We start from the raw sequence: 19,326 nt of genomic DNA on the forward strand, positions 1-19,326 counted from the left end.
CTAACCTAAATATAATAAGAAATGAAAAAAATGTTGATTTTATCGGTGCTGCTTGCATGCGGCCCGGCCTGCTTTTCGCAGCAGGTTGAGAAATTCCCTTTGGGAGATTATGAGGAACTGACGGATACGAAGCCTCACGACGGGGTGGAAGTGTGGAACAAGATGAAGGCTCCGGTCCAGTTCTGCTGGGGTACGACGGACGTGCGTTACAAGAAACTGGATGTGCCGGATGCGAAGCAGACCGGTACGCTCCGTCTGAAGGCCTGGAAAGGAGAACGGGTGAATGCACAGGCGGTGTTGTGGACGCAGAAAGACCTGGAAGGGGCGGAAATGACGGTCAGTGAGTTGAAGAACGGGAGTTCGGTGATTCCGGCTTCGGCAGTGCGGACTCATTTTGTGCGTTACGTGATGACCGATGAGTTGAATAAGGACGGAAGCGGAGGATGTGGTGTCCGTGAGAATAAGGCGGAGTGGGATTCTTCGATGGTAGCCGATGTGCTCGATATCGTACGGGTACGGGAAGTGAAGGCGCGCACTACGCAGCCGGTGTGGCTGAACGTGTGGGTGCCCGCGGAAGCAAGACCGGGAAAATATAAAGGCACGCTGACCGTTTCCGGAAAGAATTTCGAGGCAATGAAACTGCCGTTTGAGATTGAGGTGGTGAATCGCACATTGCCGGCTCCTAAGGACTGGGTGTTTCATTTGGATTTGTGGCAGAATCCGTATGCCGTGGCGCGATACTATCAGGTGCCGTTGTGGAGCAAGGCGCATTTTGATGCCATGCGTCCCATCATGAAGATGCTGGCCAATGCGGGGCAGCGTTCCATTACTGCCAGTATCATGGAGAAGCCTTGGGCCGGGCAGACGGAGGACGCTTATCATAGCATGATTTTCCGGATGAAGAAGCTGGACGGCACGTGGGTGTACGACTATACGGTGTTCGACAAGTGGGTGGAATTCATGATGAACGAAGTAGGTATCAAGGACTTGATCAGCTGCTACACGATGATTCCGTGGGCGTTGAGCTTTGACTATTTTGACCAGGCTACCAATCAGGTACAGTTTATCAAGGCTGCACCGGGAGATAAAGCATACGCAGAATACTGGGGTACCTTCCTGAGAGATTTCGCTCGTCACCTGCGTGAAAAGGGTTGGTTTGAAAAGACGGCTATCTCTATGGACGAGCGTCCGATGGAAGCCATGCAGGAGGCTATCAAGGTAATCAAGGCAGCCGATCCGGAATTCAAGATTACACTGGCCGGAAACTATCACGAAGAGATTCAGGGCGATTTGTATTACCTCAGCATTCCTTACGGAAACCAGTTCCCGGCAGAAGTGAAAGCGGAACGCGAACGCAAGGGACAAATCAGTACGGTGTACACTTGCTGTACGGAGGCGTTCCCGAATACGTTTACTTTCTCGGCGCCGGCGGAAGCTGCATGGACGGCGTTGCATGCGGTGGCAGGAGGATATGACGGTTATCTGCGTTGGGCAGTGAACAGCTGGCCGATGGATCCGTTGCGTGACTCTCGTTTCCGTACGTGGGCGGCTGGGGATACGTACAGCATTTATCCGGGTCCGCGCAGCAGCATCCGTTTTGAACGGTTGGTAGAAGGTTTGCAGGATTGTGAGAAAATCTATGTGCTGCGGAAGGAACTGGAAGCCAAGGGAGCTACCGGAAAACTGAAGAAACTGAACGCCAAGCTGTCGGAATTTACTCCGGAAGGTTGGATTAAGACGAACAAGAAATCGCCTGCCTTGATGGTGAAAGAAATGAATGCGTTGTTGAATGAGATGTAACCACAGGCGATAAGTCGCCATAAAAAAAGTCCGGTCGAAAGGGCCGGACTTTTTTATTTATATAATAAAAATAGTTAGAAAATTATTTCTTGGTGCTCGGGTTGTAGCGTGCGTTCAAGCCGTCTACAATTTCCTGTGTGATATCCAGTGATTTGTCAGCATACAGCAGGTTGTCCAACTGGGTGTTGCTGATGATCAGGCTGTAGCCTTTTTTCTGGTTGTATACTTTCAGGAATGAATTGATAGAGTCGCGGAGCTGCAGGCTGTTCTTCTGGTTTTCTGCCTGAAGATCTGCATAAAGCTTTTCCTGCAACTGCTGCAGGTCACGCTGTTTCTGCAACAGACGGGCATTTTCCTGTTCTGCACGTTCGCGGCTGGCAAATCCGTTGTTTTCCAATTTACGCTGGAACTCTCTCATTTCTCCGTCCAGTTCTTTTGCTTTTTCATTCAGAGTGGTACGGATGTTTTCTTCTTTCTGAATCATCAGTTCGTTCAGGTCGTTCCAGAAGCGGTATTTTGTCAGCAGGGAATCTACCTCTACATAAGCGATTTTCATATTGGTACCTGCTACTGCCGGAGCAGCTGTCTCAGTGGAAGTTCCCTTCTTTTCTGTACATTGTGTAAACAGGAGTACTACGGCAAGCGCCAGAAGTCCCTTCAATACATTCGTTTTCTTCATAATGATAGTGATATCGTTTTTTAGTTAATTATTAGCGTTTATTCTGCTTCGGTATGAACTGGCTGTCTTTCCGGAATGGCATGAGGATTGAGGTGCTGGGCCTCACGGTCTTGTGACTGTACACATCCGATTCCTCTTTTGCGCATAGCCTTGCTGCCGCTTACATGGGTATTTGGAAAGCGTCCGTTTTTCTTGAAAATTATTTTTACCGATAATAGCGCTATGCAGATAGCAACTATTAACAAAGTTATCAGAAGAGTCTTGAGCATTTCTATTAATTTTGTGCTGCAAATATAAAGTTTTTGTCCCGATTCCTTCGGGTTTTGTCTTTAAAAAAGCCTTTTACGTAGGTGAAAACGGCTTATTTAACTTTTGTTTGCATGAGTTTTAAACGTTTATAGAGATACTTTTATGGAAAAGAAAGATTTACAGCCGGCATCAGTTTTTCATTATTTTGAAGAAATCTGTCGTGTGCCGCGTCCTTCAAAGAAAGAAGAAAAGATTCGGAAGTTCCTGGTGGATTTTGCCCAGGCACAAGGGTTGGAACATAAGGTGGATGAAGCAGGCAATGTGCTGATCTGTAAACCGGCTACGGCGGGTATGGAACACCTGAAGAAGGTAGTGTTGCAGTCGCACATGGACATGGTGTGTGAGAAAAACAACCAGACGGTACATAATTTTGAAACAGATCCGATTGAAACGTATATCGACGGAGAATGGCTGAGAGCGAAAGGTACCACGCTGGGTGCGGACAACGGCATCGGAATGGCTACGGAACTGGCGGTACTGGCATCAAAGGATATCCAGCACGGACCGCTGGAATGTTTGTTCACCGTGGACGAGGAAACCGGACTGACTGGGGCATTTGCCTTGAAGGAAGGTTTCATGAGCGGAGACATCCTGATTAACTTGGATTCAGAAGACGAAGGAGAACTGTTTATCGGATGTGCCGGAGGAGCCGGTACTACGGCTGAATTCCCGTGCCCGATGACGGCGGCTCCGGAAGGTTATTTCTTCTTCAAGGTGACCATCAAGGGATTGACTGGCGGTCATTCAGGGGATGACATCAACAAGAACCGGGCCAATGCCAACAAGTTGCTCGACCGTTTCCTGGTGATTCTGATGAAGCAGTACGACTTGCGTCTGAGCCTGATTGACGGAGGTAATTTGCACAATGCCATTCCGCGTGAGGCACATGCTGTGTGTGCGGTGCCGATGGCCGACAAGGAAAATGTTCGGGTAGCCCTGAATATGTTCCTGGCAGATGTAGAAAATGAGTTCTCGGTTACGGAACCGAACCTGGTCATGGAACTGGAATCGGAAACGCCTTGTGCGGAAGTGATGGAAAAAGAAGCGATGAAGCGCTTCCTGCTTTCATTGTATGCCGTACATCACGGAGTATATGCCATGAGTCAGGACATTGAGGGACTGGTGGAAACTTCTTCCAACTTAGCTTCTGTGAAGATGCGCGACGGCAAGATTGTGGTAGTAACCAGCCAGCGTAGCTCTATTCTTTCTTCTCGCGAGGATATGTCGCAGATGGTACGTGCGGCCTTTGAACTGGGTGGAGCAACTTGCGTCACTGGGGACGGTTATCCGGGCTGGAAACCGAATCCGTCGTCTGCTATCTTGAAAGTGGCAGTGGAAAGCTACAAACGTCTGTTTGGAGTGGAACCGAAGGTGAAGGCTATCCATGCGGGACTGGAATGTGGCTTGTTCCTGGAGAAATACCCCTCGTTGGATATGGTTTCTTTCGGACCGACTTTGCGTGGAGTACATTCACCTGACGAGCGTATGCTGATTCCTACGGTAGATAAGTTCTGGCGTCACTTGCTGGATGTGTTGGTTCATATTCCGGTTCGTGTATGAGAAAAATGATTTATAGTTTGCTGGGGATGGTGTGTGGCTTGTGGGCCACACCGCTCCTGGCACAGCAGACATTCCGGGTGATGGAATACAACGTGGAGAACTTGTTCGATTGCCGTCATGATTCGTTGAAGCAGGATACGGAGTTCTTGCCGGGTAGTGTACGGAATTGGACATATTCTCGTTTCCAGGACAAGCTGGATAAGATTGGAAAAGTGATTCTGGCAGCCGGGAAAGAGCAGGTGCCCGATTTGGTCGGTTTGTGTGAGGTGGAGAATGATTTCTGTCTGAAAAGTCTGACCCGTTATTCCTCTCTTCGGGAGGCGGGATATAAATATGTGATGACTTCTTCGCCCGATGAACGTGGCATTGATGTGGCGCTGTTGTATCAGCCTGCTTCGTTTCGTTTGCTGACTTCACAGAAAATTCGCATTCCTTCCGACTCGTTGGGAATGCGGCCTACACGGGATATCCTATATGCTTCGGGGCGTGTGGCCAGCGGGGACACCTTGGATGTGTTTGTCTGTCATCTTCCCTCACGTGTGGGAGGAGCCCAGAAAACAGACTCGTACCGTTTGTGGGTGGCTCGCAGGGTTCGCCAGGCAGCCGATTCGGTGATGGCTAAGCGTCAGAACCCCCGTCTGATTATTATGGGAGATTTTAATGATTACCCTGATGGTAAGTCGTTGCAGGAAGGGCTTCGGGTATCTGTGCTGGATGAACATCCGGAACAGGGTGCCTTGTATAATCTGATGGAAAATCAGCCGGACGGGACTTACCGTTACAAAGGGGAGTGGGGCGTACTGGACCAGATGGTGGTAAACGGTGGTTTGCTGCAACCGGATGCACGTACCCGAACTTCAAAGGAAAAGGCTGCTATCCTGCGTTTCCCTTTCTTGTTGGAAGAGGACAATGTGTATGGAGGGGAGATGCCTTTCCGTACGTACAAAGGAAGACGGTATCATGGAGGATACAGTGATCATCTTCCGGTATTGCTGGAACTGACGGTGGAGGAATAAAACGAAAAAGGGTGACCTGAAGTCACCCTTTTTTGTTATTTATATTGCAAGTGGAATTCCACTACTGCCTCTATTCCTTTTCTGAAAATATCGAGCGAGAAGTTTTCATTCGGGGAATGAATGGCATCGCTCTCCAGTCCGAATCCCATCAGGATGGTCTTGATGCCGAGTATCTGTTCGAAATCGCTGATGATAGGGATACTTCCTCCACGGCGAACGGCCAGCGGTTTCTTGCCGAAGGCTTTTTCAAATCCTTTTTCGGCTGCCTGATAGGCCGGATGGTGGATGGGGCAGACATAGCCTTCACCGCCATGCATCGGAGTGACTTTCACCTGTACATAGTCGGGGGCCTGCTGGGTAAGATAGTCTACAAACAGCTGGGATATTTTTTCATGCTGCTGGTGGGGTACCAGACGGCTGGATACTTTGGCGTAGGCTTTGGAAGGCAAAACCGTCTTGGAGCCTTCACCGGTATATCCTCCCCAGATACCGCAGATATCGAATGACGGGCGGCAGCTGTTGCGTTCCAGCGTAGAATAGCCTTTTTCGCCTTTCAGGGCTTTCACGCCGATGGCTTCCATGTATTTCTTTTCATCGAACGGAATCTGGGCAATCATGGCGCGTTCGGCAGCCGGCACTTCTTCTACATCATCATAGAAATGAGGGACGGTGATACGTCCGTCGGCATCAATGACTTTGGAAAGCAGGTCGCAGAGTACATTGATGGGGTTGGCTACGGCACCGCCGAAATGGCCGGAATGAAGGTCGCGGTTCGGACCGGTCACTTCAATTTCCCAGTAAGCCAGGCCTCTCAGTCCGGTGGTGAGGGAGGGAAGGTCTGCACCTAACATGCTGGTATCGGATACCAGGATAACATCGGCTTTCAGCAGTTCCTTGTGTGCTTTCAGGAAGGCATTCAGGCTGGGAGAGCCGATTTCTTCTTCTCCTTCAAAGATGAATTTCACATTATGGTGAAGCAGGCCTTCGCGTACGAGGTATTCGAAGGCTTTGACTTGAATCATCGACTGCCCTTTGTCGTCGTCGGCTCCGCGGGCCCAGATATGTCCGTCGCGTACTTCCGGTTCGAAAGGCGGGGTTTTCCACAATTCCAATGGTTCGGCGGGCATCACGTCGTAGTGGGCATATACCAGTACGGTAGGGGCATCGGGGCTGACACGTTTTTCGGCGTACACCAGCGGATGTCCTTCCGAGGGCATTACCATGGCTTCGTCGGCTCCTGCTTCGAGCAGCAGTTGGCGCCAGCGTTCGGCACAGGCCAGCATGTCTTCCTTGTGTGCGGGCAGAGCACTGATGCTGGGGATACGGATGAGGCTGAACAGTTCGTCGAGGAACCGGGCTTCGTTGGCTTGTATGTATTGTTTGATTTCCATGAGGTTTTTATTTATAAATGGGTTGTCTTGTTGAGCAAGTAATAATCGAGGATGGTCATGGCTGCCATGGCTTCTACGATGGGGACTGCACGCGGCAGGACGCAAGGGTCGTGACGGCCTCGGGCTTTCAAGATGGTTTCATTGCCGTGAATGTCGACTGTGGGCTGTTCCATCAGTACGGTAGCAACCGGTTTGAAGGCCACCCGGAAGTAAATGTCCTGTCCGTTGCTGATACCTCCCTGGATGCCTCCGGAGCGGTTGGTGCGGAAGCCGATTTTGTCGCCGTCGCGATAGAAGATATCGTTCTGCTGGCTGCCTTTCATTTCCATGTGCCCGAAGCCCTGTCCGTATTCAAAGCCTTTGACGGCATTGATGCTGAGCATGGCATTGCCCAAAGCGGCATGCAGCTTGCCGTAGACCGGCTGTCCCAGTCCGATGGGGCATCCCTGAATGACACAGCTGATGACGCCACCGATGGTATCGCCTTCGCCTTTGGTCTTGTAAATGTAGTCTGCCATTTGCTGTGCCAGTTCCTGGTCGGGGCAGCGTACGGGGTTATTTTCGATGGTGCTCAGGTCATATGCCGTGTAATCTTTGTCGAGTTTGAAGGTGCCCACCTGTGAGGTGAAGGCCGTAATGCGGATGCCCAGTTGTTTCAAGGCCAGTTTAGCCAGTGCCCCTCCCACTACGCGGGTGATGGTTTCACGGGCAGACGAACGTCCGCCTCCCCGATGGTCACGTATGCCGTATTTCTGTGTATAGGTGAAATCGGCATGCGAAGGACGGAATACGTCTTTCATGTTGTCGTAATCGTTGGAATGCTGGTTGGTGTTCCATACGACAAATCCGATGGGGCATCCTGTCGATACGCCTTCGTAAATGCCGGAAAGGAATTCCACCTCATCGGCCTCTTTGCGGGCCGTAGTAATGGACGATTGTCCCGGTCGGCGACGGGCCAGTTCCTGTTGAATGAAATCCATATCGATGGCGATGCCTGCGGGAAATCCGTCGATGACGCCTCCTATAGCTTTTCCGTGTGATTCACCGAAGCTGGTGAGACGGAAGATGTTTCCAAAAGTGTTGTTGTACATGGTTGTATAGTATAATTGTGATTGTAATCAGAATTTGCTTCCGGCACCTCCGCCGCCAAAGCTTCCTCCTCCGAAACTTCCACCGCCGAAGCCGCCTCCAAAGCCTCCGCCTCTTCCGAATCCACCGCCAAAGAACGGTCCGCCCAGGAAAGGTCCTCCGTTGCCACCCCGATGGTGGAAATCGTCATCGTTGACTTTCCGCTGGACGTGGCGCACATGACCGCAATGGCTGCACAAGTAAGTCACTTCTTCAGTTCGTACACTTCCTACACGGGAAATAGTACGGACGGAGACTTGCTTCAGGGTATGTTTGTGGCAGTTGGGGCATTTGTTCCGCTGGCGTACCGAATACCAAAGCAAGGCCGGCACCAGAATGAAACAGCATCCCAATACAAGGAAGAGCAGGAGGTTGTCGGATTCTCCTTCGGGAGGAGTGGGTGAACCGGAACTCTTGTCCAGTATCTGGCGTACAGCTTGCACGCCTGCCACCATCCCGGCATCCCAGTTGCCTTTGCTCAGGTAAGGATTCATGTAGCGGGTTTGGATACGTTTGCAAATGGCATCGGGAAGGATACCTTCCAGACCGTATCCGGTAGCAAACTGGATGCACCGTTCTTCGGTGACCAGCAGGATAACCAGTCCGTTGTCTTTGCCTTTCTGGCCGACGCCGTTTTTCTCACCCAACTGGTAAGCGAAGTCAAAGCAGTCGCCTCCTTCTATCTGACGGACAGCCACGACCAAAGTCTGGATACCGGTCTTTTGCTCCAAGGCAAAAAGAGTGGTGTCCATGGCGGCTACGGCGGCCTCACTTAGTACCCCATCGGGGTTGCTGACGTATCGAGCCCGGTTTTGCAAGTGTACCATGGGAATCTCTTCTACCTTGTAGCCTTCCGCCTGCAAGGGGCAGAGGGAGACAGTCAGCAGGAAGAATATTCCCAGCAAGAAATAACGTTTCATGTGTAAGCCCGGTTTAGAACTTAACTTCCGGAGCTTTCTCACTGCCTTCTTCGGCTTCGAAATAAGGACGTTTTTCAAATCCGAACAGGCCGGCTACGATGTTTTTCGGGAAACGGCGGATGCTCGTGTTGTATTCGCGGGCCGTTTCATTGAATTTGCGACGTTCTACGCTGATACGGTTTTCGGTTCCTTCCAGTTGGGCTTGCAGCTCCTTGAAGTTTTCATTGGCTTTCAGTTCCGGATAGTTTTCTGTCACAGCAAGCAGACGGCTCAATGTACTGCCTACGGCACCTTGGGCCTTTTGATAAGCTTCAATCTTTTCCGGAGTCAGATCATCGATGTCGATGGTCATCTGGGTAGCTTTCGCTCTGGCGGAAACTACGGCGTCGAAGGTTTCTTTTTCATGAGCGGCATATCCCTTGACAGTGTTGACCAGGTTTGGAATCAGGTCGGAACGACGCTGGTATTGGTTTTCCACGTTGCTCCATGCCGTGCCTACGGTTTCTTCCTGAGTCACTAAAGAGTTATACGAGGTAACGCAGTAAATGACGATAACAGCGACTACTGCGATAAGAATAATCCATGTTTTTTTCATACGGGTTAATGATGTTTTATGATTAGTTTCAATGGCAAACATACACAAAAATCTCTTTTTTTGCCTATCTTTGCACAATAATTTTGATAAGTTGTAATATTATATATGAAGAATATCCGAAACTTTTGCATTATTGCACACATTGACCATGGGAAGTCCACTTTGGCCGACCGCTTGCTGGAATATACGCAGACCATCAAGATTACGGAAGGACAGATGCTGGATGATATGGATTTGGAACGCGAGCGTGGTATCACTATTAAGAGCCATGCCATTCAGATGGAGTATACTTATAAAGGTGAAAAATACATTCTGAATTTGATTGATACTCCGGGGCATGTGGACTTTTCTTACGAGGTGTCTCGTTCCATTGCGGCGTGTGAAGGTGCCTTGCTGGTAGTGGATGCTTCGCAGGGTGTGCAGGCACAGACCATCTCAAACTTGTATATGGCGTTGGAACATGACTTGGAAATCATTCCGGTGATGAACAAATGTGATATGGCAAGTGCAATGCCGGAAGAAGTGGAGGATGAGATTGTCGACTTGCTGGGATGCAAGCGCGAAGAGATTATTCGTGCCTCCGGAAAGACAGGATTAGGTGTGGAAGAAATCTTGCAGGCCGTCATCGAGCGGATTCCGGCTCCTCAGGGAGATGAGAATGCTCCGTTGCAGGCGTTGATTTTCGACTCCGTTTTTAATTCCTTCCGAGGTATTATCGCGTATTTCAAGGTGGAAAACGGTATCATCCGGACCGGCGACAAGGTGAAATTCTTCAATACAGGAAAAGAATATGTGGCAGACGAAGTGGGTGTCTTGAAGATGGACATGGTGCCACGAAAAGAACTTCGTACCGGTGATGTAGGCTATATCATTTCGGGTATCAAGACCTCACGGGAAGTGAAGGTGGGTGATACCATTACGCATATCGACCGCCCGTGTGACAAGGCCATCGACGGATTTGAGGAAGTGAAACCGATGGTGTTTGCCGGGGTGTATCCGATAGAGGCGGAAGATTATGAGAATCTGCGTGCTTCATTGGAGAAACTTCAGTTGAACGATGCGTCTCTGACTTTCCAGCCGGAATCGTCTCTGGCATTGGGATTCGGATTCCGATGCGGTTTCTTGGGATTGCTTCATATGGAGATTGTACAGGAACGTCTGGACCGCGAGTTTGACATGAATGTCATTACTACGGTGCCGAACGTATCTTATATGGTATACGACAAGCAGGGTGGAGTGCAGGAAGTGCACAATCCGGGCGGTATGCCGGATCCTACCTTAATTGATCACATTGAAGAACCTTATATTGACGCTTCCATTATTACGGCTACCGACTATATCGGTCCGATCATGACGCTTTGCTTGGGCAAGCGTGGCGAGTTGGTAAAACAGGATTATATTTCCGGAAATCGTGTGGAACTGCATTACAAGATGCCGTTGGGAGAAATTGTGATTGATTTCTACGATAAGCTGAAGAGTATCTCCAAAGGATATGCTTCGTTCGACTATCATCAGTCGGGTTTCCGTCCTTCCAAGCTGGTGAAACTGGATATTTTGCTGAATGGAGAATCAGTAGATGCGCTGTCTACCTTGACTCATTTTGACAATGCCTACGATTTGGGCCGTCGGATGTGTGAGAAATTGAAGGAATTGATACCTCGTCAGCAGTTCGAAATTGCCATTCAGGCAGCTATCGGTGCCAAGATTATTGCACGTGAAACCATCAAGGCAGTCCGCAAGGATGTAACGGCCAAATGTTACGGAGGTGACGTGAGCCGTAAGCGTAAGCTGTTGGAAAAACAGAAACGAGGGAAAAAACGTATGAAGCAGATTGGTACGGTAGAAGTGCCGCAGAAGGCGTTTTTAGCAGTGTTGAAGCTCGATTAATTGATTTTTGCATAGGAAAAGGCATCAAAAAGAAAGATTATCTTCTTTTTGATGCCTTTTTTATTTGTCGAATCGTAATTTTTCATGTAAAATATTGTGTAAAAATTGTTGTATATACAAATTAATATCTTATATTTGTTATCAAAATAAAAGATTTTTAAATAATTGATTAGCCTTAGGTCTTCTTGAATTGTTCTTTAAATCTATTATTTGAAATTCACTTTTTTGTTAACCTTCTTACTTTTTGGGTGAGACTGAAAGAGTAAGATTAAATGTAAGAGAAATGAAAAATCACACTCATTTTTCCGGTTCCGGTGAAGATATTTCAGAGGAACCAAGTGAAGAAGAACGGAGAAGAAAGATACTTTTCCGTCAATGTATGCATATCGTGGAAACATATGTAAGTTCTCATGTCCGAAATTCGGATGATGTCTCTAACCTACAACAAGAAGCCTTGTTGCGAATTTGTGAAGCTTTTTCTTTATCACACTATGATGAGCGTGGGCATTTTGAATCATGGGCATTGACTGTTACGATGAATGTGGTGCGTGATTTTTATCGTAGAAAGCAACGGTCTCCGGTAATGGTTTCTTCTGATAAAGATTTGATTATCTTAATTGAAACGGAGGCCTCTCAATCCTCTAATCCTCTTCTGTTGGAATCCTATTATGAAAAAGAGGAAAAAGCGGTTTTGGAACTTTCATTGGACGACCAAAGTTTGATTCACGATATTATCTATTATAAAATGAGTTTTCGTCAGGCAGGGGAAAAAAGGGGAATCAGTAAATCGGCTTGTTTCAAGCATTATCAAAAAATTTTAGTTGAACTTCGAAGAAAGTTTATAGATGAGGGCATGGACTTAAAGTCGTTTGATGATAATTTGTAAAGTGAAAAGCATTCAGATGGTTTTTTCTATCTGAATGCTTTTTTTCTTATTTATCGGATTTATTCTTTTAAAATCCAATGTTTTTGTACATTTGCACGTGAAAACAATAAAAGAATATCATTATGTTAACATTGGATTGTATTTATCGGGCTTCATTTGCCTTGAAAAATGTAATACGAAGAACAGATTTGATTTATGCTCCTCAAATAAATCCTGAGAGCCAGATTTATTTGAAGCCGGAGAATCTGCAATATACCGGGTCTTTTAAATTGAGAGGGGCATGTTATAAGATATCTCGTCTGACAGATGAAGAAAAAGCAAAAGGTGTAATTGCCTGTTCAGCAGGAAACCATGCTCAGGGAGTGGCTTTGGGAGCTACCAAGCATGGCATAAAATCTTTGATTTGCCTGCCGGAAGGCGCTCCGATTTCAAAGGTGGAGGCTACCAAACGTTACGGGGCAGAGGTTTGCCTGGTTCCGGGCGTATACGACGATGCGTATAAGAAAGCATTGGAACTAAAAGAGGAAATGGGATATACTTTCATTCATCCTTTTGATGATGAATACGTCATTGCCGGTCAGGGTACCATTGGTCTGGAACTGTTGAATCAACTTCCGGATGTGGATGTGGTGATTGTTCCGGTAGGAGGTGGCGGATTGATATCAGGTGTAGCCTATGCCTTGAAATCATTGAAACCGAGTGTGAAGGTCTATGGTGTGCAGGCACAGGGGGCACCGAGTATGCTGCGGTCTATCGAACATGCCAAACGTGAGTGCTTGGCTTCAGTGGCTACAGTGGCCGACGGCATTGCAGTGAAAGAACCTGGAGAACATACATTTGAACTGTGCAGCAAATACGTGGACGGTATTGTTACAGTAACTGAAGATGAGATTTGTGCGGCTATTCTGGCATTGATGGAACAGCAGAAACTGATTGCAGAAGGAGCGGGAGCCGTTTCGGTAGCAGCTGCGATGTTCAATAAGGTACCGGTGGCTGGAAAGAAAACCATTTGTGTGGTTTCCGGAGGTAATATCGATGTGACGATTTTGAGCCGTGTGATTAGTCGGGGATTGAATATGTCGGGCCGTTCTTATACGGTGACACTTGATTTGCACGACAGACCGGGAGAACTGATGGGGGTAGCTGCCGTCATCGCCCGTCTGGGTGGAAACATCATTTCCGTTTTGCACGAACGGAATAACAATACTAGTAATGTGACCGCTTGTTTCCTGCGTTTAGTGATGGAAACACGTAATGCGGAACATATCGCACAGATTCGGAATGCATTGCTGGAGGCGGGATATTCCATCGTGGATTGAACAAAAGGTGCTGGGGTGGTTTGTCTTGAGTAAGACCACCCTTGTAAATTTACTTTTTTTAAACAGAATTTCTCCGTTGGCGTTACCAACGAAACAATATTTATCGTACATTTGCCACACATTTGTAATGTGTGGTTTACAAAAATGGCTAATACAGTAAAACATCTAGGTATTGTGGAAAGCATCAACGGTTCTTACTTGAAAGTAAGGATTGTACAGACGTCTGCCTGCTCTTCATGTAGTGTCAAAGGGCATTGCAGTGCGGCAGAGTCGAAAGAAAAACTGATAGATGTATACAATAAGGACGGGCTGGATTGTCAGGTTGGCAGTCAAGTTACGATAAGCGGAGCGACATCATTGGGTATGAAAGCAGTTATGTGGGCTTTTGTTTTTCCCTTTGTGGTGTTGCTCGTTTCACTTTTTATATCCATGTCTGTGACGGGAGGTGACGAGGCCGTTTCCTCACTGGTGTCCTTGTGTATGCTGATACCTTATTATCTGATACTTTTCTTGTGCCGGGAGAGATTCAGACGTACTTTCGTCTTTGTTCTGGAATCAATTAATAATTAATAAACTAACTTTATATTATGAGTTTAATTTTAGTTGCAGTGATTTCATTGGGTGCCATCGGCTTGGTTTCGGCCGTTATCCTGTACGTGGCTTCTAAGAAGTTTGCTGTGTATGAAGATCCGCGCATTGGACAGGTGGCCCAGGTGCTTCCTCAGGCCAACTGTGGCGGATGCGGTTTTCCGGGATGTTCCGGTTTTGCCGCAGCTTGTGTAAAAGCCGGTTCCTTGGAAGGAAAAATGTGTCCGGTAGGTGGTCAGCCTACAATGGACAAGGTGGCAAGCATCTTGGGATTGGAGTCGGTAGCTTCTGAACCGAAGGTGGCAGTAGTAAGATGTAACGGTACTTGTGCCAACCGTCCAAAACTGACTCAGTATGACGGCGTTCGTTCTTGTGTGGTAGCCAATACGACCTTCGGAGGCGAAAGTGGATGTACGTTTGGCTGTCTGGGATGCGGTGACTGTGTGTCTGCTTGTCAGTTTGATGCCATTCACATGAATCCGGAAACCGGTCTTCCGGAAGTGGATGAATCGAAGTGTACTGCCTGCGGTGCCTGCAGTAAGGCTTGTCCGCGCCACATCATCGAAATCCGTCCGAAAGGAAAGAACAACCGCAGAGTGTACGTACAGTGCGTCAACAAAGACAAAGGAGCTGTGGCCCGCAAAGCTTGTGCGGCAGCTTGTATCGGTTGCGGAAAGTGCGTGAAAGTCTGTCCGTTTGAAGCCATCACGTTGGAAAACAACCTGGCCTACATTGACCCGGCCAAATGTAAGTCTTGCCGTAAGTGTGAAATGGAATGTCCGCAGCACGCCATCGTAGCTGTGAACTTCCCGCCGCGTAAACCGAAGGCTGACACTCCGGCTGCTGACAAACCGGCAGTGGAGAAGCCTGCTGCTCCGGTAAGTCCGGATGCTGCAAAGAAGGTTAGTCCGGCTGAGACTCCGGCTACAGAAGCTCCGAAAAGCACAGAAGCTTAATCTTATAATTGTATAATACTAAATAACATAACAGTGAAGACATTTAGAATTGGTGGAGTTCATCCAGCAGAAAATAAATTGTCAGCCGGAAAAGCCATTGAAACGCTTGCGCTTCCCAAGCAAGCGGTATTTCCGTTGTCCCAGCATATTGGAGCCCCAGCTACTGCCATTGTAAAGAAAGGCGACGTAGTGAAGGTCGGTACCAAGATTGCGGAAGCGGGAGGCTTTGTTTCGGCCGCTATCTTCTCTTCCGTTTCCGGCAAGGTGAACAAGATAGACAGTGTGATTGATGCAAGTGGTTATCGTAAACCTGCCATCTTCATCGATGTGGAAGGTGACGAGTGGGAAGAATCGATTGACCGTAGTACGGAGTTGGTCAAGGAATGCAACCTGACTCCGGAAGAAATTGTCGCTAAAATTAAGAATGCCGGTATCGTCGGTATGGGTGGTGCCTGTTTCCCGACACATGTGAAACTGACTCCTCCTCCCGGATGCAAGGCTGAATGTGTCATTATCAACGCCGTGGAGTGTGAACCTTATCTGACCGCCGACCATCGTTTGCTGTTGGAAAAGTCGGATGAGATTCTGGTCGGTGTACAGATTCTGATGAAGGCAGCCAAAGTGAATAAAGCTTATATCGGTATTGAAAACAACAAACCCGATGCCATTCAGCTGATGACGCAGAAAGCAGCAGCTTATCCAGGCATCGAAGTGGTTCCGTTGAAAGTGAAATACCCGCAAGGAGGTGAAAAGCAGTTGATTGACGCCATTATTGGCCGTCAGGTGCCGGCTCCTCCAGCCATCCCTATCAATGTGGGAGCGGTGGTACAGAACGTAGGTACTGCCTATGCCGTATATGAAGCCGTACAGAAGAATAAACCTTTGTTTGAACGTGTGGTCACCGTGACCGGTAAGTCATTGAAGAACCCGTCTAACTTCCTGACCCGTATGGGTACTCCGATGAGCCAGCTGATTGAAGCAGCCGGTGGCCTGCCGGATGATACCGGAAAGGTAATCGGCGGTGGCCCGATGATGGGTAAGGCATTGGTCAACATTGAAGTGCCTATCTGCAAAGGTAGTTCCGGCGTATTGATCATGAACGAGAAAGAAGCACGCCGTGCAGAACCTCAGCCGTGTATCCGTTGTGCAAAATGTGTGAGTGCTTGTCCGATGGGCCTGGAACCCTTCCTGCTGGCTACTTGTTCAGCTCACGGCGACTGGGAACGCGTGGAACACGAAAAGATTATGTCGTGCATCGAATGCGGTTCATGCCAGTTTACGTGTCCTTCTCATCGTCCGATGTTGGACTACATCCGTTTAGGTAAAGGTAAGGTGGGCGGTATCATCCGTGCACGTAATGCAAAAAAATAATTTGAGAATCTTATGGCAAACAAATTAATAGTATCCTTATCGCCGCATGTACATAGTGGCGACAGTGTACAGAAAAACATGTATGGCGTGCTGATTGCGCTGATACCGGCCTTGCTCGTCTCTTTCTACATGTTCGGCTTGGGAGCAGTGGTGGTGACACTGACTTCTGTTGTGGCCTGTCTGTTCTTTGAATGGGCTATCACCAAATATATCTTGAAGCGTGAGCGCACCACCATTACCGATGGATCGGCTGCGTTGACCGGTGTGTTGCTGGCATTCAACTTGCCTTCCAATCTGCCGTTGTGGATCATCATCATCGGGGCATTGGTGGCTATCGGTATAGGAAAGATGACATTTGGGGGATTGGGATGCAACCCGTTCAACCCTGCGCTGGTAGGACGTATCTTCCTGCTGATTTCTTTCCCGGTGCAGATGACTTCCTGGCCGGTAGTCGGACAGCTTACCAGCTATACCGATGCGGAAACCGCAGCTACTCCGCTGGCCTTGATGAAAATGGCCGTTCATGGCGATGCTACAGCCCTGAGCAAGTTACCCGATACATTCTCTTTGTTCCTGGGAAATAATCCGGGATGTATCGGTGAAGTAAGTGCGCTGGCTTTGTTGCTTGGACTGGTTTACATGTTGTGGAAGAAGATCATCTCCTGGCATATTCCGGTTTCCATTCTGGTGACCGTGTTTGTGTTCTCCGGCCTGATGCACCTGGCTAATCCTACGGTGTATGCTTCTCCGTTTGCTCATCTGTTTACCGGAGGTCTGATGTTAGGAGCTATTTTCATGGCTACTGATTATGTCACTTCACCGATGACTCACAAAGGCATGTTGATTTATGGCGTGGCCATCGGTTTCCTGACCGTGGTTATCCGTACTTTCGGTGCTTATCCGGAAGGTATGTCGTTCGCTATTTTCATCATGAACGCATTTACTCCGTTGATCAATACTTATTGTAAACCAAAACGTTTTGGGGAGGTAGTGAAGAAATGAAAAAATTAGAATCATCTTTAAAGAATATGGCTCTGGCATTGACCGGATTTTCCGTAGTGGCCGGAGCGCTGCTGGGCTGGGTGAACAGTGTGACTGCTGAACCAATTGCGCAGGCTAATGCTAAGACATTGAGCGATGCCATTGCCGTGGTGGTTCCGGGTTTTGACAACAATCCGGCAGAAGCTGCTGACACAGTGGAAGTCAATGGAGCTCAATATATCATTTACAAGGCCACCAAAGGCGGACAACCTGTGGGGGCTGCCGTACAGTCTGCTTCCAATGGATTTGGCGGGCCGTTGACTGTGCTGGTCGGATTCGACAATGACGGAAACATCATCGACTATTCGCTGCTGAGCCATTCCGAGACTCCGGGACTGGGTTCCAAGGCATCCGAATGGTTCAAGAAAGGTGCCAAAGGCGATATTACCGGAAAGAATCCGGGACAGGAACCGCTGACCGTCAGCAAGGATGGAGGTAAAATTGATGCCATTACGGCCTCTACCATTACTTCACGTGCCTTCCTGCTGGCTGTCAATAATGCGTATGCAGCCTACAAGAATCAACATGTGGACAGTGCCAGTGGAGCCTCTCAGCAGGCAAAACCAGCTGAAAAATGTGACACAGATACCACGAATGTAGAACCCGTAAAAGAATAGGAGGACAGGCTATGAATAATTTTAAAGTGTTAATGAATGGGATTGTAAAAGAGAATCCTACGTTTGTACTCCTTTTGGGTATGTGTCCGACTTTGGGTACCACTTCTTCTGCCATCAACGGTATGAGTATGGGACTGGCTACCATGTTTGTGCTGATTTGCTCTAACGTGGTGATTTCCCTGATCAAGAATCTGGTGCCGGACATGGTACGTATTCCTATCTTTGTGGTGGTCATTGCTTCATTTGTGACAGTGTTGCAGATGGTGATGCAGGCCTACGTGCCGGCACTGTACGCTACCTTGGGCCTGTTCATTCCGTTGATTGTGGTGAACTGTATCTTGCTGGGACGTGCCGAGGCCTTTGCTGCCAAGAACAATCCGGTAGCTTCTTTCTTTGACGGTCTAGGTATAGGTCTTGGATTTACCATTGCCTTGACTTTGCTGGGTGGTGTACGTGAATTCCTGGGAACTGGTAAGTTGTTCAATGTGGCGATTATGCCGGAAAATTATGGCATGTTGATCTTTGTACTGGCTCCTGGAGCTTTCATTGTATTGGGATACCTCATTGCGATTGTAAACCGCTTGAAAAAAGCATAACCCTTAAAAATAGAAAGATATGGAATATATATTGATATTTATCACCGCAATCTTTGTGAACAACATCGTGTTGTCACAATTCTTGGGTATCTGTCCGTTCTTAGGCGTTTCCAAGAAAGTTGAAACGGCCATGGGTATGGGAGCTGCGGTAGCCTTCGTGCTGACATTGTCCACTATCGTGACCTACGCCATTCAGAAGTTTGTGCTGGATCTCTTCGGACTGGGATATATGCAGACCATTGCCTTTATCCTTGTCATCGCCGCCCTGGTGCAGATGGTGGAAATCATTTTGAAGAAAGTTTCTCCTTCTTTGTATCAGGCATTGGGTGTATTCCTCCCGCTGATTACCACTAACTGCTGTATTTTGGGTGTGACCATCCTGGTCATTCAGAAAGACTTTGATTTGCTGACAGGTGTGATTTATGCCTTCTCTACTGCATTGGGTTTTGCACTGGCATTGATTGTTTTTGCCGGTATTCGGGAACAGTTGAGCTTGGTCAACATTCCGAAAGGCATGCGCGGTATGTCTATCGCCCTGGTGACAGCCGGATTGCTGGCCATGGCCTTTATGGGCTTCTCAGGGGTAGATAAAGGACTTGCCGTATTGTTCGGTTTGAACTGATTTTGTCATTTTAATAGAACACCTTTTAAAAAAGTGTTATCCGGT

General features: G+C 48.1%; 19 protein-coding genes. 13 read left to right on the forward strand and 6 right to left on the reverse strand.

Features of this window, described 5'->3' with window-relative positions; genetic code table 11:
• Window positions 1–21 precede the first annotated feature (21 nt).
• Window positions 22–1,800, forward strand: coding sequence for a glycoside hydrolase domain-containing protein (locus tag RDP42_RS01735; protein WP_308762273.1), 1,779 nt, complete (start codon window positions 22–24; stop codon window positions 1,798–1,800).
• Between the two features lie 82 nt (window positions 1,801–1,882).
• Here the strand turns inward: RDP42_RS01735 and RDP42_RS01740 are convergent, their stop codons facing one another.
• Together RDP42_RS01740 and RDP42_RS01745 are read right to left on the reverse strand one after the other, a co-directional pair.
• Complete coding sequence (locus RDP42_RS01740; protein ID WP_204478766.1) at window positions 1,883–2,479, reverse strand: OmpH family outer membrane protein; 597 nt, start codon at window positions 2,477–2,479, stop codon at window positions 1,883–1,885.
• Between the two features lie 38 nt (window positions 2,480–2,517).
• On the reverse strand, window positions 2,518–2,748 hold the full coding sequence (locus RDP42_RS01745) for a hypothetical protein (RefSeq protein ID WP_204478764.1): 231 nt from the start codon (window positions 2,746–2,748) through the stop codon (window positions 2,518–2,520).
• Window positions 2,749–2,890: 142 nt separating this feature from the next.
• On the opposite strand from RDP42_RS01745, the gene RDP42_RS01750 reads away from it, so the two are divergent.
• Window positions 2,891–4,348 carry an aminoacyl-histidine dipeptidase gene (locus RDP42_RS01750; RefSeq protein ID WP_308762274.1) on the forward strand — a complete coding sequence of 486 codons (1,458 nt, stop codon included), beginning with the start codon at window positions 2,891–2,893 and terminating at the stop codon, window positions 4,346–4,348.
• A 5-nt stretch (window positions 4,349–4,353) separates the two neighbouring features.
• Window positions 4,354–5,364: an endonuclease/exonuclease/phosphatase family protein gene (locus tag RDP42_RS01755; RefSeq protein WP_374046895.1), complete on the forward strand. Its 1,011-nt coding sequence runs from the start codon at window positions 4,354–4,356 to the stop codon at window positions 5,362–5,364.
• 35 nt (window positions 5,365–5,399) lie between these two features.
• On the opposite strand, the gene RDP42_RS01760 is transcribed toward RDP42_RS01755, so the two are convergent.
• The 4 genes from RDP42_RS01760 to RDP42_RS01775 are packed head-to-tail and all read right to left on the reverse strand — an operon-like array spanning window position 5,400 to window position 9,398.
• A complete protein-coding gene (locus RDP42_RS01760; RefSeq protein WP_204474270.1) occupies window positions 5,400–6,755 on the reverse strand; it encodes a dipeptidase in 1,356 nt (451 codons plus the stop codon).
• Between the two features lie 11 nt (window positions 6,756–6,766).
• Window positions 6,767–7,846, reverse strand: a complete 1,080-nt coding sequence (gene aroC / locus RDP42_RS01765; protein ID WP_308762276.1) for a chorismate synthase — start codon at window positions 7,844–7,846, stop codon at window positions 6,767–6,769.
• Between the two features lie 27 nt (window positions 7,847–7,873).
• Window positions 7,874–8,803: a TPM domain-containing protein gene (locus RDP42_RS01770; protein WP_308762277.1), complete on the reverse strand. Its 930-nt coding sequence runs from the start codon at window positions 8,801–8,803 to the stop codon at window positions 7,874–7,876.
• A 13-nt stretch (window positions 8,804–8,816) separates the two neighbouring features.
• Entirely contained in the window at window positions 8,817–9,398 is a 582-nt protein-coding gene (locus tag RDP42_RS01775; protein ID WP_308762278.1) for a LemA family protein, read from the reverse strand.
• 105 nt (window positions 9,399–9,503) lie between these two features.
• Between RDP42_RS01775 and lepA the strand changes: the two genes are divergently transcribed.
• The 10 genes from lepA to rsxA all read left to right on the forward strand — a co-directional run bounded on the left by lepA (window position 9,504) and on the right by rsxA (window position 19,281).
• On the forward strand, window positions 9,504–11,285 hold the full coding sequence (lepA, locus tag RDP42_RS01780) for a translation elongation factor 4 (protein ID WP_308762279.1): 1,782 nt from the start codon (window positions 9,504–9,506) through the stop codon (window positions 11,283–11,285).
• A gap of 283 nt (window positions 11,286–11,568) precedes the next feature.
• Window positions 11,569–12,171, forward strand: a complete 603-nt coding sequence (locus RDP42_RS01785) for a sigma-70 family RNA polymerase sigma factor (protein ID WP_308762280.1) — start codon at window positions 11,569–11,571, stop codon at window positions 12,169–12,171.
• A gap of 122 nt (window positions 12,172–12,293) precedes the next feature.
• On the forward strand, window positions 12,294–13,490 hold the full coding sequence (gene ilvA, locus RDP42_RS01790; protein ID WP_204474253.1) for a threonine ammonia-lyase: 1,197 nt from the start codon (window positions 12,294–12,296) through the stop codon (window positions 13,488–13,490).
• 144 nt (window positions 13,491–13,634) lie between these two features.
• Window positions 13,635–14,060 (forward strand): SoxR reducing system RseC family protein, encoded by a 426-nt coding sequence (locus RDP42_RS01795; RefSeq protein ID WP_303912227.1) that lies wholly within the window; start codon window positions 13,635–13,637, stop codon window positions 14,058–14,060.
• 17 nt (window positions 14,061–14,077) lie between these two features.
• Window positions 14,078–15,034, forward strand: a complete 957-nt coding sequence (locus RDP42_RS01800) for a Fe-S cluster domain-containing protein (protein WP_308762281.1) — start codon at window positions 14,078–14,080, stop codon at window positions 15,032–15,034.
• Between the two features lie 33 nt (window positions 15,035–15,067).
• Window positions 15,068–16,405: an electron transport complex subunit RsxC gene (gene rsxC, locus RDP42_RS01805; protein WP_308762282.1), complete on the forward strand. Its 1,338-nt coding sequence runs from the start codon at window positions 15,068–15,070 to the stop codon at window positions 16,403–16,405.
• 12 nt (window positions 16,406–16,417) lie between these two features.
• Window positions 16,418–17,407, forward strand: a complete 990-nt coding sequence (locus RDP42_RS01810; RefSeq protein WP_308762283.1) for an RnfABCDGE type electron transport complex subunit D — start codon at window positions 16,418–16,420, stop codon at window positions 17,405–17,407.
• The gene (locus RDP42_RS01815; RefSeq protein ID WP_308762284.1) at window positions 17,404–18,063 is read left to right on the forward strand and encodes an RnfABCDGE type electron transport complex subunit G; all 660 of its coding nucleotides are present in this window, start codon (window positions 17,404–17,406) and stop codon (window positions 18,061–18,063) included. Before RDP42_RS01810 ends, RDP42_RS01815 begins: the two co-directional genes overlap by 4 nt.
• A gap of 11 nt (window positions 18,064–18,074) precedes the next feature.
• Window positions 18,075–18,659: an electron transport complex subunit RsxE gene (rsxE, locus tag RDP42_RS01820; protein ID WP_204474238.1), complete on the forward strand. Its 585-nt coding sequence runs from the start codon at window positions 18,075–18,077 to the stop codon at window positions 18,657–18,659.
• 19 nt (window positions 18,660–18,678) lie between these two features.
• The gene (gene rsxA, locus RDP42_RS01825) at window positions 18,679–19,281 is read left to right on the forward strand and encodes an electron transport complex subunit RsxA (RefSeq protein ID WP_308762285.1); all 603 of its coding nucleotides are present in this window, start codon (window positions 18,679–18,681) and stop codon (window positions 19,279–19,281) included.
• Window positions 19,282–19,326 lie beyond the last annotated feature (45 nt).

It is taken from the genome of uncultured Bacteroides sp., from assembly GCF_902472605.1.
GTDB lineage: Bacteria > Bacteroidota > Bacteroidia > Bacteroidales > Bacteroidaceae > Phocaeicola.

What these genes read in the sequence shown, in the direction of transcription:
- RDP42_RS01735 (WP_308762273.1), top strand. Translation starts at nt 22, where the DNA reads ATGAAAAAAATGTTGATTTTATCGGTGCTGCTTGCATGCGGCCCGGCC.
- RDP42_RS01740 (WP_204478766.1), bottom strand. Translation starts at nt 2,479, where the DNA reads ATGAAGAAAACGAATGTATTGAAGGGACTTCTGGCGCTTGCCGTAGTA.
- RDP42_RS01745 (WP_204478764.1), bottom strand. Translation starts at nt 2,748, where the DNA reads ATGCTCAAGACTCTTCTGATAACTTTGTTAATAGTTGCTATCTGCATA.
- RDP42_RS01750 (WP_308762274.1), top strand. Translation starts at nt 2,891, where the DNA reads ATGGAAAAGAAAGATTTACAGCCGGCATCAGTTTTTCATTATTTTGAA.
- RDP42_RS01755 (WP_374046895.1), top strand. Translation starts at nt 4,354, where the DNA reads ATGATTTATAGTTTGCTGGGGATGGTGTGTGGCTTGTGGGCCACACCG.
- RDP42_RS01760 (WP_204474270.1), bottom strand. Translation starts at nt 6,755, where the DNA reads ATGGAAATCAAACAATACATACAAGCCAACGAAGCCCGGTTCCTCGAC.
- aroC (WP_308762276.1), bottom strand. Translation starts at nt 7,846, where the DNA reads ATGTACAACAACACTTTTGGAAACATCTTCCGTCTCACCAGCTTCGGT.
- RDP42_RS01770 (WP_308762277.1), bottom strand. Translation starts at nt 8,803, where the DNA reads ATGAAACGTTATTTCTTGCTGGGAATATTCTTCCTGCTGACTGTCTCC.
- RDP42_RS01775 (WP_308762278.1), bottom strand. Translation starts at nt 9,398, where the DNA reads ATGAAAAAAACATGGATTATTCTTATCGCAGTAGTCGCTGTTATCGTC.
- lepA (WP_308762279.1), top strand. Translation starts at nt 9,504, where the DNA reads ATGAAGAATATCCGAAACTTTTGCATTATTGCACACATTGACCATGGG.
- RDP42_RS01785 (WP_308762280.1), top strand. Translation starts at nt 11,569, where the DNA reads ATGAAAAATCACACTCATTTTTCCGGTTCCGGTGAAGATATTTCAGAG.
- ilvA (WP_204474253.1), top strand. Translation starts at nt 12,294, where the DNA reads ATGTTAACATTGGATTGTATTTATCGGGCTTCATTTGCCTTGAAAAAT.
- RDP42_RS01795 (WP_303912227.1), top strand. Translation starts at nt 13,635, where the DNA reads ATGGCTAATACAGTAAAACATCTAGGTATTGTGGAAAGCATCAACGGT.
- RDP42_RS01800 (WP_308762281.1), top strand. Translation starts at nt 14,078, where the DNA reads ATGAGTTTAATTTTAGTTGCAGTGATTTCATTGGGTGCCATCGGCTTG.
- RDP42_RS01810 (WP_308762283.1), top strand. Translation starts at nt 16,418, where the DNA reads ATGGCAAACAAATTAATAGTATCCTTATCGCCGCATGTACATAGTGGC.
- RDP42_RS01815 (WP_308762284.1), top strand. Translation starts at nt 17,404, where the DNA reads ATGAAAAAATTAGAATCATCTTTAAAGAATATGGCTCTGGCATTGACC.
- rsxE (WP_204474238.1), top strand. Translation starts at nt 18,075, where the DNA reads ATGAATAATTTTAAAGTGTTAATGAATGGGATTGTAAAAGAGAATCCT.
- rsxA (WP_308762285.1), top strand. Translation starts at nt 18,679, where the DNA reads ATGGAATATATATTGATATTTATCACCGCAATCTTTGTGAACAACATC.